The organism is Brasilonema sp. UFV-L1 (genome assembly GCF_012912105.1).
In the GTDB taxonomy this organism is placed as follows: Bacteria; Cyanobacteriota; Cyanobacteriia; order Cyanobacteriales; family Nostocaceae; genus Brasilonema.
In genome coordinates this window covers 12,395-27,315 of sequence record NZ_QMEA01000066.1, presented here as the reverse complement: position 1 = coordinate 27,315, position 14,921 = coordinate 12,395, and the positions used below count along the sequence as shown (strand labels likewise).

The following is a 14,921-nucleotide window of genomic DNA, read 5'->3' as shown; positions in this document are numbered from 1 at the left end:
ATGCAATCAGCGATAGTCAGCAATCGACTTATTATAGGTATAGTTGCCTTTGGCGTCAGTTTTGGTCTTAGTCTCATCCTTAGCTGGGATTTTAGCAAAGCTTTTCTGACAGGTTTCGTCACTGTACCTGCGACGTATCTAGCAGCATTATTTGTAGATAAACGTCAAAGAAATCATGAGATGCTCATTTTAGATTCTCAACACAGGCGAATTAGAGAACTCGAAGGATTAAAGTCTCGCATTGTCACAGAAGTGAATCAGCTTCAAGCGCATAATGCCGTACTGCACGCCGAGTTAAGCAACTTACAAAATCAAGTTGTCGAACGACGTAACCAGAGAGATTCTCTGAATCGAGAACTCAGCAGTTACATAATGGAAAAAAAACAGTTAGAAGGAAAAATTAATTATCTACAAAATGAACTTCACACATTAGATAAATCAAAAATAGAACTTAACAAGACTTTTTCTACATTAACAGCCGAAAAACGCCGTTTAGAATTAAACTATAGTGTATCACGTTCCGAAATAACTCAATTACAAACTCAAATCACTGAACTTCAGCAGGAAAAACAAGAATTAGAAAGTAGCTTAACTCTCCTCAATCGGTTAAAGCCTCAACTAGAAGAGAAATTATACGAGTTGCGAGTACAAATACAAGAGTTTGAAGTTCAAGAAAACCAGCAAAAGCAATTCATTTTAGAGAAAGAAACTGAGAAAAAAGAAATAAAAGCAAGCTTGAAGACTTTGAAAACCCAAGTATCAGAACAACAAACTCTATTACAACAGTTACAAAGACAAGTGACATTGTTACAGGAGGAACGTGACCAATTGCAAAGCCAAGTTTGGGAACTTCTCCATCAAATGGAAACCCTAACGACTCAAGAACAATTGAATGACAATGAACAGGAAGAAAGCGAAGATTTCTTTCCTTTCTCTGAATTAATAGAATCCATAGAATCAATAGAGACTACAGAGACGACTGCTAGCTCAGAAAATTTCTCGCAAGAATGGGCTGAATTAACCAAGCAACTACAGGGTTATGAAATTCGACTATTAAAAGCTATGCTAGAGCAAGACAACCCAAAGGCTATGATGAAAAAGATTGCTGAAGACAATATTACCATGCCGAATCTACTGATTGATTCCATTAATGAACTTGCTAATGATACTATTGGTGAATTGATCATTGACCCAAATTCAGAAACTCCAGAAATTTATGAAGAACATAAAACCAATATCAAAAAAGTAGTTGCAATATACGAGTACAAAATGGCTGAACAAACCTCTTTAAACTGAATATATGTACCGTATTCTGAGTTTCAACTGGGAAGACTTTCACCAAAGCTCCATCTTTGGTAAATTGGCAAGAGGAGACAGCCCACTCAATGCTTTCCCACGCACTTCGTAGGAACGAAAAAAGTGAGGTGCATTAATCTAGATGACAAAGCTCAAAATCTCAAAAAAAGTATCAACTGCTTTGATAAATTCTCTGGGTGCGGGAGTCGTACCGAGAGTAGGATTGGAACATATAGCAGTAGGGCGGGAACAAGAACTCAAAAGCCTATCGCAAAATCTTGATGACATCGCAGAAGGGATCGCAGCATTCCGCTTCATCATTGGTAATTACGGTTCCGGCAAAAGCTTCATGCTACAATTGCTTCGCAACCGTGCGATGGAGCAAGGTTTTGTTGTCGCTGATGCTGACTTATGCTGGGAACGCCGACTAGCGGGAAGTCACAACGAAGGGTTGGCAACATATCGAGAATTGATGAGTCACCTTGCGACAAAAACTCGTCCTGATGGTGGTGCGTTGGTTTCCATCTTAGAAGGATGGATTAATAAAATCCAACAAGAAGTTGCCAAAGAAACCGGAATGCGTCCCAATGACGAAGGCTTTGATGATCAAGTTGAAGAAAAAATTAGGGAAGTTGTTCAGTATATTGAAGATTTAGTTCACGGATTTGATTTTGGTAGCGTGATTGTTGCTTATTGGCGCGGCTACCGCTTAGATGATGATGATTTGAAAAATGCAGCACTGCGATGGTTGCGGGGAGAATTCACCACTAAAAGTGAGGCAAAAGCAGCTTTAGGAGTACGTGTCATAATTGACGATGAGAGTTGGTATGACTACATCAAGCTCATCGCTAAATTTGTTGCTGAAATTGGCTATAAAGGTCTTTTAATTCTGCTTGATGAAGCTGCACATTTATATCAGATATCTCCTACAGTGACACGAGAAAAAAATTATAACAGGTTGCTAGGAATATTTAATGATACCATGCAGTGCAAAGCAGAGCATCTTGGCATTTTTATTGGTGGTACCACAAGATTTTTAGAAGACCCAAATCGCGGACTTTTTGCAGATGCTGCTTGGCGAAGACGGACAAAAGAAAGCCGTTTTGTCACTCAAGCAGGAGTTCAGGAATATATGGGACCAGTCATGCGGCTTAACCCGCTAACAGAAGCAGAAATCTTGACACTTTTGCGCATCTTAACAGAAATTCATGCCATCAACTTTGGTTACGAAAAGACTTTAACAAACGATGATTTTAAAAGTTTTGTGCAAGAAATCGTTAACCGTTTAGGCGCAGAATCTTTGCTGACACCAAGTGAAATCATACGGGATTTCTTAAGCGTGTTGAATATTCTCTATCAAAATTCAAATCTTTCTTTTGGTACACTCATTCATGGTGCTGATTTTCAACCTACTGTTGTGAGTAAAGGTTCAGATGTGGATGAGGATGATGTAGCAGAGTTTAGTTTGTAGACTGATAACTTGCACCATTCTCAATAATCGGGAGGCGAGGTCTCCCAACCCCTAAAAGCGGAAAGTCGTGCGGAGAGTAGCGACAAAAATCGCGTCGTTTTCAGCAATATGTCCTGGGTTTGTGACAACAAACAAGCCTGGGGTAATCCAGAGGTTATCATTTACTCTGAAGCGGTAGAACAACTCGAAGTGGAGTGAGGTTGATCTATCCTTACGTCCAAACTGATCTATACTTCCTCCAGGTCGAGAGGGATTATCTCGGAGAGATACTCGGGAGTCGTTATCAGTAACCGGGACTGGGTCTTCGTCTCTGACCACCTGTTCAAAAAAAGGTACAGACTGACCTGGGGTTGTCGGTCCAGCATCAACTAATTTAGGCGGCATACCAAATAAGAAAGCTAACAAATCTCCTTCGCGACCAAAAGGATCGGAAAGACCGAGAGAAAATAGGTAAGTCACCGTGTTGCCAAAGGGTTTCTTTCCGGCCTCTCTCACATCAGGTGTGAAGCGGTCGTCTCCTGCAAACTCAGGAATCTCCTTTAGGAAGTTAGTAAAAGTCCAACCTCCCCAAGCACCAAAAGTCAGGTTCTTTGCCAAACGCCATTGTAATGTTGCACCAACAGCATGAGTTTGAGCTGGGAAATTTCCAAGTTCTACTCCAAGCCCAGGATCGGCATCAGGCTGATTGTTATTAAACTGGCTAGTTTGATTGGGAAGCCTTCCCCCGGACCATAACCCAGTCGTTTCAGCGTTAACGCTTCCTGTGTAAGTTCCCAATACACCATCACTTGTGTAGGCATTTACATAACTTAATCCAGTGATGACGTTGTTAAATGGCGTTGCGACCAGCTGCACTCCCAGAACACTACGGTCTGATCCGATGATTCCTCCATCTGGATTTGAACTATTTCCAGTACCATAAGCCACTTGCAAGCGCACTTTGTCAGAGAGCAGCCAGTCAAAGCCCACGCCAGCATCCAATACGCTACCAATCTGGAAGATGGGATTGAGTTGACCAAAGCGGGAAATTGAGCCTCTACCAATATCAAAATAGGGAGAGTTCGCTGACAGCACATTACTTAAGCTGAACCCATAGGGAATGACACTAAAGACAACGCGATCGCCAAAAGCCGGAAACCGATACTCTAGCAAGTCTAGTTTTACCTGGTTATCTAAGTCTGCTTGGTAAGAAAGCCGTGCCATGTAAGTATTCAGTGATCCAGCATTTGTAAAGCCACCGTTGTCAGAATTGCCTGTGACTAAATAAGTTCGCAGGCGGTCTTTACCAGTAAATGAGGTCTCTAATCCCAAGCGTGTCAAGTGAGCCAGAGTCGTGTTAGTCTGTGGTTCACGTGGATTTCTACAGTCAACAGCTCTTGCTCCATATAAACTTGCATCTGGCACGCTACATCCTCCTGGTGGATTCCCTCCAAAGGCAGATGCGATTCCAAAAATGACTTCTCCTCCTAGCACTGTAGTTGTAGAGAATTGATTTGCTTGTAGTTCTGCTGTCTTCGCTTCCAGAGTATCAATACGACCTCGTACCGAAGCTAATTCCGCTTGAAAATCTTCTGATAGCCGTTGTAATGTTTGTAAGTCTTCTTGACGCACTGCCTCAGAAGTAGATTGGTTAATAAGTGTGTTTATTTGTTCCAGACAAGCATTTAAACCAGCAGCAAATTCGTAGCGCGTCATCGCCCGGTTACCCCGAAAAGTGCCATCGGGATATCCTGCTATACAACCATATCGTTCCACCAGATTACGCAATGCATCAAAAGCCCAGTCTGTTGGTTGAACATCTTCTAGCTGGGAAACATTAGTTACCTGAACTATTGATTGTTCTGCATTAATATTTAAATCTGATTGCAAAGTCGTATTTTTTTTCAGCCCATCAAGAGAATTTGCTTCTGTTTTTTTCTCTGATGTGACTGATTGTTTTTCACTTAATTGAGCCACAGTTGTATAAGTAGATTGTAGTGCCTCTTCTTCTAATGCTGGCTTTTCAACAGCTTTTGCCACAGTTGCTGATAAACCCAAGAAAATTGCTGAAGCACTACTTAGGAGTAAATATTTTCTTCCTATCATTTTCTTAAATCCTCACCCGACAAAACAGTTTTTAAAAAGAAACTCTTACTTTCTTGAAAAGGTAAGAGCTTCTGAGCTAAGCTTCAGAAGTTGTTCCTTCTCTAATACCTAGCTATAGCTGCCTTTTTAATGACAGCTCATTATTTGAACTGGATATATAAGATATTGCTTGACAGACGATTAACCCAAGTTGCGAGTTATCCAAAAATGCCTCTAAGTACAAAAATTAGTTATTTGTGTTTTCAGGTACTCAAAAATCTGATTTTTGTATTTATGGATACATTTTACGGCAGTAACTAGCAACTTACGTTATTATAGGTAGACTATACATCGTTGATATCTTTCGATACAAGATTGCTTTAGTAAAATTAATGTATAAAAAACTCAATAAAGAATTATTAATCGATCTCGTGGTTTTTGTGAAAACAATAGATAATGCTTCATATTCTATTATAAATAATTGTGTATATGTAATTTTTCGGTTCTATTTTGACGAAATCTTAAGTATTTTTTTATTTAAAATAAGTACAAAATGTGAGTGTCAGTGGATTAAAGGTTGAGCTTTGTATCCAGTTAACTGTGACACCCGATTTTTTGGAGTGAGATAAATTTTGCTAAATTAGGTAATATGCCAGAATTGACAAGCAATTCCACATTTAACTCGTATATTACATACTTGAGAAAGTCACCATCTGCGCCGTCTACCAAAACTAACAAATTAGATGTGTAAAAGCTGAGTAACTCTTTGGCAAGCTAGTCGTTTACGGGAAAATCCTGCAAACAACCATGAAAACGACTGTTCTTCACTCCCTATTCCTTATTTTCAAACCAGAAGTTGTGCAACCCTGAGTCGAATGAATGTTAGGAACAACCCTTCGAGGGCGCTACGAAATCATCAGACAATTAGGAAAAGGATGGTTTGCTGAGACTTATCTGGCTAAAGATAAGGATTTACCCGGCAATCCTTATTGCGTTGTCAAGCGGCTCAAACCCCAGTTTACCGATCCGTTTCTTTTACAGACCGCTAGACGTTTATTCGAGCAAGAAGCGCAAGTTCTTTACCAATTAGGCAACCACGAGCAAATACCACGGCTTTTGGCTCATTTTCAGGAAAATCAGGACTTTTATTTAGTTCAGGATTTTATAGAAGGTCATGTTCTTAGCGAAGAGTTACAAACTGGTAGAAAATGGAATGACGAAGAGGTAATAGATTTTTTAGAGGACATCTTAAAGGTACTCAAGTATGTCCATCAACAAAATGTTATCCACCGAGATATTAAACCTGCCAATTTAATCAGACGTACTACCGATAACAAGTTAGTTGTCATTGATTTTGGAGCGGTTAAACAAATCAGTGCCTTAGCTGCTAATTTTGAAGGCAAGACAATTGCTATTGGTACTCCTAGTTACATGCCGTATGAACAACACAATGGTCAACCAAAATTTAACAGTGATATTTATGCTTTAGGATTAATTGCTATTCAAGCTGTTACAGGCATTTCGCCCAAGAAACTACCAAGAGATCCCGATACGAATGAAATTATTTGGCGAAGTCTGGTAAAGATGAAACCTGATCTCATAGAGATTTTAGACAAAATGGTACGCTATGACTTCCGCGATCGCTACCAATCTGCAAGTGAAGCGTTACAAGCACTTGCAGATATCAAGAATACTAAAAAGTGGAAACTAAGCAAAAAAGTCGCGATATCAGTAGTGCTACTTACTGCTATCTTATCCACAACAGTGTTGACAGTTCCACAAATCAGACAACAAATATTCAACCTACAAAAGCAATATTTATCAGCAGAGACAGAATTTTCTACTTATGAAAATCCTAGCTATGGCATTAAGATAAAATATCCTCAATCTTGGAAAATGCAACAAATAGGAGACCCATTGACAGGAGATGTAGTTAAATTTTGGTCAATCTCAACAAGTAGTTCCAAAAAAATGACAGCAGAGGTCAATATCAATATTGAAAATTTGAAAGAACCAACCTCCTTAGCAGAATATACAAATTCATCTGTGAATGAAATCACCCAATTTCTCACTAATGCTAGAATTCTTGATTCCTATTCTACTAAACTATCAAACCTTCCCGCTCATGAGGTCATTTATAGCGGTAAAGAAGAAGGATTTAACATTAAAAGAATGGCAGTTTGGACTTTAAAAAATAATAAAGTTTATATAATTACCTATACAGCAGAAGAAAGTCAATATGAGAAATTTTTAAAAATAGCGCACATCATGATTAATTCGTTAGAAATTTATTAGCTCTTAAGATGCACATTTTATAGGATTTACGCATGCACTACTAAAAACAGCGGGTTGCGATTGCTTCCCTCCGGTCGCTGCGGACTATGATTATTTTGTTCGTGCGTAAGTCCTGATTTTAGCTGCCCTTTGTACTTTGTAGTTCTCTTATTCTTTGAAGAGCATCTTGGTAATATTCTGTTTTTCTTTGTTGTTGATAGAGATTTGCTGCTTTTTGAAAATCTAAAAGAGCTTTTTGATTTTCTCCTGAATTCCGATAAATCAGACCACGATTGTAGTAAGCTTCTGCAAATTCTGGATTGATACTAATTATTTTGCTGTAATCGGCAAGAGCACCTTGCTCATCTTGAAGTCTGCGACGGACAAAAGCTCTACCAAAGTACGCAGAAGCGTAATCTGGTTGAATGCTGATTGCCATATTATAGTCCAAAGCTGCTTTCTTATAATCCTGGAGTTGTCTATAGGCAAAACCTCGTCTTGAGTAAGCAAGAACACTATTGGGTTGTAGTTTAATTGCTTCGTCTAAATCCGCGATCGCTCTTTTATAATCTTTAAGACCAATGTAAGAATCACCCCGATTTAAGTAAGCAAGAGCATAGTCAGATTTGAGGTTAATTGCTTTATTTAAATCAGATAGTCCTCCTTGATAATCTTGGAGTTCATTCTTGAGTGCTCCTCGGTTTAAATATGCTGCTGCATAGTCAGGATTAAGGCTAATAGCTTTACTATAATCTTTAAGAGCTTCCTGATTTCTTTGCAGAAGATCCTGAGTTAAACCCCGATTCATATAAGCAACAGGACTATTTGGAGTCAGGCGAACGACTTGGTTTAAATCCTCAAATGCTGCTTGATAATTCTTAAGTTCGTAGTGAGCAACAGCCCTTTGAAAGTAAGCATCAGGATAATTCGGATTCATCCGCAAAGCTGCTTCATAAGCGACAATAGCTCCTTGGTAGTCTCCTTTTTGAGCTTTGGCTCCACCTGAGCTGATTAAACTTTCAGCACTTGGTTGTTGTTTACTAGTCTGCGTTGCAGTTCTAGTTGGTTGTTGGGTAGTCGTTGGTTTTTGGGTAGCGCTTGGTTGTTGGGTAATTGTTGGTTGTTGAGTAGTTGGCGTTCTTAAATTCCCTCTAGCGGCTACAAATATTTTGATAGGAATTCCCAATCGCAAAACAGTTCCTGTGGAAGGATCGGGAGGAGTCGCTCCCCCATTAACACCCACTACCAAACCATTTTCATCTAGTAAAGGACCACCACTCATCCCTGGTATAGCTTCGTTATTATAAACTAAGGCATAACCTTTATCTGGTTTTTGCAAACGACTGCGAATGTCTCCCTTAGTAAACTGGTAACTGGGTTGATCCAACCCTGGTATCTGAGCCCAACCCGCCGCATAAACAGTTATTCCCTCTGTTAATTGATCGGAGTTACCAAATTTTGCAGTGCTGTAATTTTTCTGACTTGTGAACTGTAATACTGCCAAATCCAAACCGGGTAATTCTTGGCTATAGTAAACTGGATAGCGATCGCCATCTGGGGTGTGAATTTCGTATCTCCCAACATTATTTACAACATGTTGATTCGTGAGAACAAAATATTTATCCCCCTTGCGTTCAAAAATTATCCCAGAGCCAATACTTTCTCCATCTATGCGAATGGTAAATTGTCTAGCAATATCACTCACCTGCTTGGGAGATAATGCTACCGTGAATTGAGGTTGTATAACTACGATTGCTGCACCAAATAGCGCTGCGTGAAGAACACAAGAATACTTCATCTTCAAAACTGCTAGCTTGAAAATAGAATTCTAAACTCACCAATTCAGGACTCACCAACTCACAAGAAAAGATAAATTTTCATGCGTTTTTGGTGTACGCAGTTCATGATGGCTACGCAAAACTTCCGCCAAAGATGCTAATTCCACAAATGTTTCAATCGGAATACCCCAGCTATATTGACTCATTCGTTTCCGTAGGGCTGCTTCTGGCTTTGTTCCATCCTGATAAGTATAAGGTTCGCCCCAAAGAGGTTCCGCATGCATTCCATTAATAGCCACTACCTTTCCTTGCTGATTGAGTAAAGGTCCCCCACTCATACCCTTTTGAATATCATTGGTATAACCAATCCGATAACCACCCTCCAAGGCTTTATCCAACACCCAGGAAACTTGACCTGCTTTGAAAACAAAACCTACATCCTGGGTTCCTTCAATATTAAACGGAAATCCGGCGGCAAATACTTGATTTCCCACACTTAAATTTGATGCCGACCCAACAGATGCGACAGCATATCTGGATCTCGGACTGTAAAATTGTAAAATCGCCAAATCCTTGCCCTTAAAAGAAGTTGCATTCAATTTCTGTACTTGATTGGGAAGTTTCGCTTCATACACCCGACCATCAGGCGTTTGAATTCTATAGGGAGGATCCCCCGAAATCATGACGTGGGCATTAGTGATCACAGTATAAACAGAACCTTGTTCTTTAATGAGAATCCCTGAACCCAAAAACCCTCCTGCAAGCACTTTGACTGTAATTGACTTCGCTAAGTGATGTAATTGTTTTACCGAACGTTGACTTGGTTGACTGAATGGTAGTTCAACTACAATCCTAGGGCTTGATGGTGCTGATACTGGCAACAAAATTGATAAACCCCCAATACAGGCAAGTATGCTTAATAAGCGCCAATCCATGTTGGTTTACCTTACGATTTTCTCAACATTCCCACATCGGTACTCCAGATGGGCATTTTTCTGATTCGCTTCCCTCACCAATGAGCTTTTGTACATCAAGATAAGAGGCTTTACCGACATTGGAAATCACATTGTTGCTTTTATTATCTGTCAGTTCAATGATTTTGCCACCGCCCCCAACCGATTTATTCAGCAACCGATATAGAATAAGCTGGGCGTTTGTTCCTGGTTTGAAAGTGACTAATACCCCATCAGGCAAACAAGAACCACCACTGTAACTGGCAACACACAACACAGGTTGACGACCAAATTCCCCTGCTCTGATAAACTTTAGTGTGCCATTTTGATAGAAGCGATTGAACCTCTCAGAGATTTCCTCACAGCGTTGCTGAGGCGTCCAAGGTGGTGGAAAAGCCGTATACACCCAGCTAATTATTGGTTTATTTCCCCTATTGGTGTTAACAATTGTTGCTGGATTACCCCTGCTCATACCGCAGAAAAATTTCTCTTTCTGAGCATAGCTGGGTTGAACATTAATTGCAGTAGAACTGAGTGCGATCGCGATGACACTAAGGACTTGGATAAATAAACTCAATTTCATGATCATTTCACACCTGATGTCAATTCTAAAACAGAAAATATAATTTTTTTTACATAAAGATTGTACATATATTATACTTTGAGTCTGGAAGATAAAAGTGAAATGTGAAGAATTAATGAGAACTTTGTCGATGAAATTGTAGAAGTCATGACTGCTGTTAGTTGTAGCGATGAGCAGGCGTTGTGTCTGCAAACAGAAACTTGCTCAGATTGGTTACGGTTTAGATGTATCTCTTCTTGGACATTTATCTCCTAGCAATAGACTTCCACATCCTAAAGAAGGCTTATTTCTCAACATTGCATCTAAATCAAAGGTAAACAGTTTGTAAACATCCGGAATAACATCCGCTTTTGATTTATTTGCTATTCCCCGCGCAATCACTTTTGGATTTATCGAACTGCGATCAAAACTCAAGCGCATATCCTCTGCTTCGATCGCATGCACAATATGACTAATTGGCAAACCACAACTATTATTTCCGCTTAATTTTGGCTCAAGACAATATCCATGTTCATTTTTGCTTTCGCTTCGGTGAATAGCAACAACTTGTCCATCTTTACTAAATACTGGACCGCCATCCATGCCCTGACGGGTTTGAATGTTGTAAGCTAAGCTATAACCGTCTTCAGAATGAAGTTGAGAAGGCATTTGATTTAATGATGTGACTTCTGTAACCCGTTCCCGACGAGGAGTTTGATTTTGGGGTATGGGCCAACCAGAAACATATAATACATCTTTGCTTCTAAGTAACTCAGAATTTCCCAAAGAAGCAACAGGATAGTCATGTTCGCTCTCAAATTTTACCAGTGCTAAATCAAGATTTTTAACTTTTGTTCTTAGTTCTCCCTCTTCCCTAGTTAAAGGATGAATGCTGGAATTATCTTCTTTATGTTCTACTAAGTGTACTTTCCCGTCACTCGTGCGTACCCCATAAAATCCTTTCGTTTGCACAACACCGAGTGTCGTAAGTGCGTAATAAGTTTTACCTTTTCGTGCTATTATCACCCCAGAACCTGGGTCCCACTCCCTACGTGCTTTTATATCTCCTTCTTCTAACGCTGGTGCTATTAATACGGTAGTCTGAGATGCGATCGCATCAACTTCGTGTTCTGGCAATGCGAAAGCAAGTGTATGAAAAAATGCTATTCCTATTACTGTAGCTATTGCTAATACAACAGTAGCTAAACGCTTGTAAAATGTCATAGTTATAACTCCTACACTGTTGTGCTTTTCATTGACACAAACAGTGTTTCCCTTTTTTTAATCTTTCTTACCCACTTAGATAATGAGTTCTCCATCATTATTTTCCAGACTCGCCCCCTTTATCCAACAATATATTTACAATCATAACTGGACTGAATTAAGACCAGTTCAAATTGAAGCTTGTAAAGTGATTTTTAACACTGACGCTCATTTACTCGTTGCTGCTGGTACTGCTTCGGGGAAAACAGAAGCAGCGTTTTTACCAGTTTTGACTCTCTTACATGAAAATCCCTCTACTACAATTGGTACACTCTATATTGGTCCTATCAAAGCTTTAATTAATGACCAATTTGAACGTCTCAATGATTTATTAAAAGAAGCGGATATTCCAGTTTGGTATTGGCACGGTGATGTTAGTCAAAGTCATAAAGCAAAGCTTCTTAAGAATCCTAAGGGGATTCTGCAAATTACACCAGAATCTTTAGAAAGTTTGTTAATCAACAAACATCATGAGTTGACGCGTTTGTTTGGTGATTTACGGTTTGTCATCATCGATGAAATTCATGCATTTATGGGTTCGGAACGAGGTTGTCAGATTCTTTGTCAATTAGCACGGTTGGGAAGAGTGATGCAAAGAGAACCCCGAAGAATTGGTTTGTCGGCGACTTTGGGTGATTACTCGATGGCTGAGGAGTGGTTATGTTCTGGGAGTGATAGGTTGGTGGTTACTCCAAATATTGAGGGAGGAAAACGTCAAATTCGACTTGCGGTGGAGCATTTTTATGTTTATGAAACGAACCGCAAAGGCGCGAAGGACGCGAAGAAAGAAAAAGAGAAGATGGAAGGAGATGTAAGTGTATATGATAGATATCTTTTTAATTTGAGTAAGTCTCGGAAGTGTCTGATTTTTGCGAATAATAAGTCGCAAACGGAATCTGTGATTTCATCTTTGCGTCAAATTGCTGCTGAGGAGGGGTATTCAGATATTTATCATGTGCATCATGGCAGTATCTCTGCTAGTTTGCGTCAAGCGGCTGAAGCTGCTATGCGTGAACCAAATCAACCTGCGGTGACTGCTGCGACGTTGACTTTAGAGTTGGGTATTGATATTGGTTATTTGGAGAGAGTTATTCAGTTGGAATCGCCTCTTTCTGTTGCTAGTTTTTTACAGCGGTTGGGACGTACTGGAAGAAGAGGTGAGGCTGCTGATATGCGGTTTGTTTGTGCTGAGGAGAAAGTACATTCAGAAGCATCTTTACCGGAACAAGTTCCTTGGCAACTTTTGCAATGTATCGCAATTATTCAACTTTATTTAGAGGAACGGTGGATTGAACCAATTAAGCCTCTTAGATATCCTTTGAGTTTGTTATATCATCAGACAATGAGTGTTTTAGTAGCAATGGGAGAACTTTCTCCTGCTGCTCTTGCTAAACAGGTTTTAAGTCTACCAAGTTTTGCTGCTATTTCTCAGGAAGATTTTAAGTTATTGTTGCGCTATCTGATTGATATTGACCATCTTCACTTAACTGAGCAAGGTAAACTTATTGTTGGTTTGGCTGGGGAAAAGGTGGTAGGAAAGTTTCAGTTTTATGCTGTCTTTCCTGATAATCAAGAATATGTTGTTAAGCAAGGAACAACAGAAATTGGTAGTATCGTAATGCCCTCTCCTGTCGGACATGTATTTGCATTGGCAGGGAAAACTTGGGAAGTTACAGATGTTGATTTTAAAAGAAAGATTATTTTAGTTAAGCAGGTAGATGGTAAGGCTAGTATTTTTTGGCGGGGTGGTAGTGGTACGATTCATACAAGAGTTTTGCAACGAATGCGACAGGTGTTGTTTGAGGATATGGAGTATAGCTACTTACAAAACAATGCTTTGAAGCGTTTGCAGTCAGTTCGTGAATTAGCAAGAGATGCTGGACTTGATAAACGTAATATTTTACAATTAGAAAAGGGAAAGTGCTGTATTTTTCCTTGGATGGGTACTGTCGCTTACCGTACTTTGGAAAGATTGCTGAACTGTTTTTGCCGTGAGTCGTTGGAAATTAGCAGTATAAGTGGCGATCATCCTTATTTCTTAACACTTAAATTAGCTCATAAAAAATTCCAATCTGTTTATTTTGAAATTGTTTCATTATGTGAGCAAAGAATAAATAATGAGGATTTAGTCAATGATGCTGAAGCTCCACAAATTCAAAAGTATGATGAGTTTATTCCTTATCCACTTTTACGGAAAGCATTTGCCAGCAATCATTTAGATATGTCGGAACTGAGACAGCAGGTTGCTCTTTGGCAAGGATATGACAATTCGTATTGATTCTTTTTTTTGACATTAAAAATATTATCACAAATCTTAAAATCATCATCTTCTCTAATTAGTTGAAAGTAGGCAAGTTTCTGGTTAAGCTGTTGTATGCCACTAACAAAGTCTTGCCATTACTAGATTTAATAAGAACATTCCCTGAAATACGAACAATTTAAGTTGACACCAATGTGCTGCGTGTCGTCCTCTCAGGTACATCTCATATTTTTATCAAACAAAAATTTACCAGATTCTTTTACATAGTTGCCAAAATAGCTTACGCCGAAGTCAAGCATCCAAGAGTCGGTGCCAAAAAAATTAGAAAGTTGAATACTAATCTCATTGAGTACTACGTCATATCCTACATCTGCAAGATTATTCCTACTTAATACGGATAACCCAGCACCTATGATTCGATCAGATTGGGCTTTGTCTTTTTGACTTAGGTTATTACCTCCTGAAACATATCTAATTCCTGCTTTAATTAGAGCCTCACCTAATGCTTGACCTATGATTTCGGAATTATTAATCCTATGAAAAACCAGACAAGCATTGGATGGTGTGTTGGAGTTGGGAAATGCAACAACTACGTACTCTCTATTACTAGTACCTGGAAGCCACACCAATTCATCAACGCTGCCACGGTTGTTTTGATAATTAATTCCGCCATACATCTTCTTGGAGGCGGGATCAAAATGTGTACCGACTAAAATATCCCAATTTCCACGGTTATTCAGATGCTTTAAAGTCAATACGCCTTTCAAATTAGGGTTGTCTCTGATGACAACACACACATAGCCACGCTTTCTTTTCCCAGGACCATCATCTCTGAAATTCATATAGCGATGATTACCCCACTCTTCACATATATTGGGTGCCGCCATTCCAGGATGAGGAATGGATACTAAGAGTGTCAGGGTAGCAAGTAATAATTTTGGGAGGTTAAAACTTTTCATTTTCAACATTATTTTCTTCTACAAATTAGCTAGCAATACAT

10 protein-coding genes are annotated in these 14,921 nt (G+C 39.4%); 4 read left to right on the top strand and 6 right to left on the bottom strand.

Features of this window, described 5'->3' with window-relative positions:
* On the top strand, positions 1 to 1,296 hold the full coding sequence (locus tag DP117_RS19325; RefSeq protein WP_169219898.1) for a tellurite resistance TerB C-terminal domain-containing protein: 1,296 nt from the start codon (positions 1 to 3) through the stop codon (positions 1,294 to 1,296).
* Positions 1,297 to 1,438: 142 nt separating this feature from the next.
* Positions 1,439 to 2,767 carry an ATP-binding protein gene (locus tag DP117_RS19320; RefSeq protein ID WP_169219897.1) on the top strand — a complete coding sequence of 443 codons (1,329 nt, stop codon included), beginning with the start codon at positions 1,439 to 1,441 and terminating at the stop codon, positions 2,765 to 2,767.
* A 51-nt stretch (positions 2,768 to 2,818) separates the two neighbouring features.
* On the opposite strand, the gene DP117_RS19315 is transcribed toward DP117_RS19320, so the two are convergent.
* Positions 2,819 to 4,852: an iron uptake porin gene (locus DP117_RS19315; RefSeq protein ID WP_169219896.1), complete on the bottom strand. Its 2,034-nt coding sequence runs from the start codon at positions 4,850 to 4,852 to the stop codon at positions 2,819 to 2,821.
* An 858-nt stretch (positions 4,853 to 5,710) separates the two neighbouring features.
* On the opposite strand from DP117_RS19315, the gene DP117_RS19310 reads away from it, so the two are divergent.
* Entirely contained in the window at positions 5,711 to 7,126 is a 1,416-nt protein-coding gene (locus tag DP117_RS19310; protein ID WP_169219895.1) for a serine/threonine-protein kinase, read from the top strand.
* Positions 7,127 to 7,244: 118 nt separating this feature from the next.
* Here DP117_RS19310 and DP117_RS19305 read toward each other — a convergent pair whose 3' ends face one another.
* The 4 genes from DP117_RS19305 to DP117_RS19290 form a co-directional block, all read right to left on the bottom strand.
* Positions 7,245 to 8,903: a serine protease gene (locus DP117_RS19305; RefSeq protein ID WP_169219894.1), complete on the bottom strand. Its 1,659-nt coding sequence runs from the start codon at positions 8,901 to 8,903 to the stop codon at positions 7,245 to 7,247.
* Positions 8,904 to 8,954: 51 nt separating this feature from the next.
* Entirely contained in the window at positions 8,955 to 9,818 is an 864-nt protein-coding gene (locus DP117_RS19300; RefSeq protein WP_169219893.1) for a serine protease, read from the bottom strand.
* A 22-nt stretch (positions 9,819 to 9,840) separates the two neighbouring features.
* Positions 9,841 to 10,419, bottom strand: coding sequence for a COP23 domain-containing protein (locus DP117_RS19295; protein WP_169219892.1), 579 nt, complete (start codon positions 10,417 to 10,419; stop codon positions 9,841 to 9,843).
* Between the two features lie 213 nt (positions 10,420 to 10,632).
* Positions 10,633 to 11,622, bottom strand: a complete 990-nt coding sequence (locus DP117_RS19290; protein ID WP_169219891.1) for a serine protease — start codon at positions 11,620 to 11,622, stop codon at positions 10,633 to 10,635.
* Between the two features lie 82 nt (positions 11,623 to 11,704).
* Here DP117_RS19290 and DP117_RS19285 point away from each other — a divergent pair, with 82 nt between their 5' ends.
* Positions 11,705 to 13,939 (top strand): DEAD/DEAH box helicase, encoded by a 2,235-nt coding sequence (locus DP117_RS19285; protein WP_169219890.1) that lies wholly within the window; start codon positions 11,705 to 11,707, stop codon positions 13,937 to 13,939.
* 194 nt (positions 13,940 to 14,133) lie between these two features.
* Here the strand turns inward: DP117_RS19285 and DP117_RS19280 are convergent, their stop codons facing one another.
* On the bottom strand, positions 14,134 to 14,880 hold the full coding sequence (locus DP117_RS19280) for a hypothetical protein (protein ID WP_211176205.1): 747 nt from the start codon (positions 14,878 to 14,880) through the stop codon (positions 14,134 to 14,136).
* Between the last annotated feature and the right edge of the window lie 41 nt (positions 14,881 to 14,921).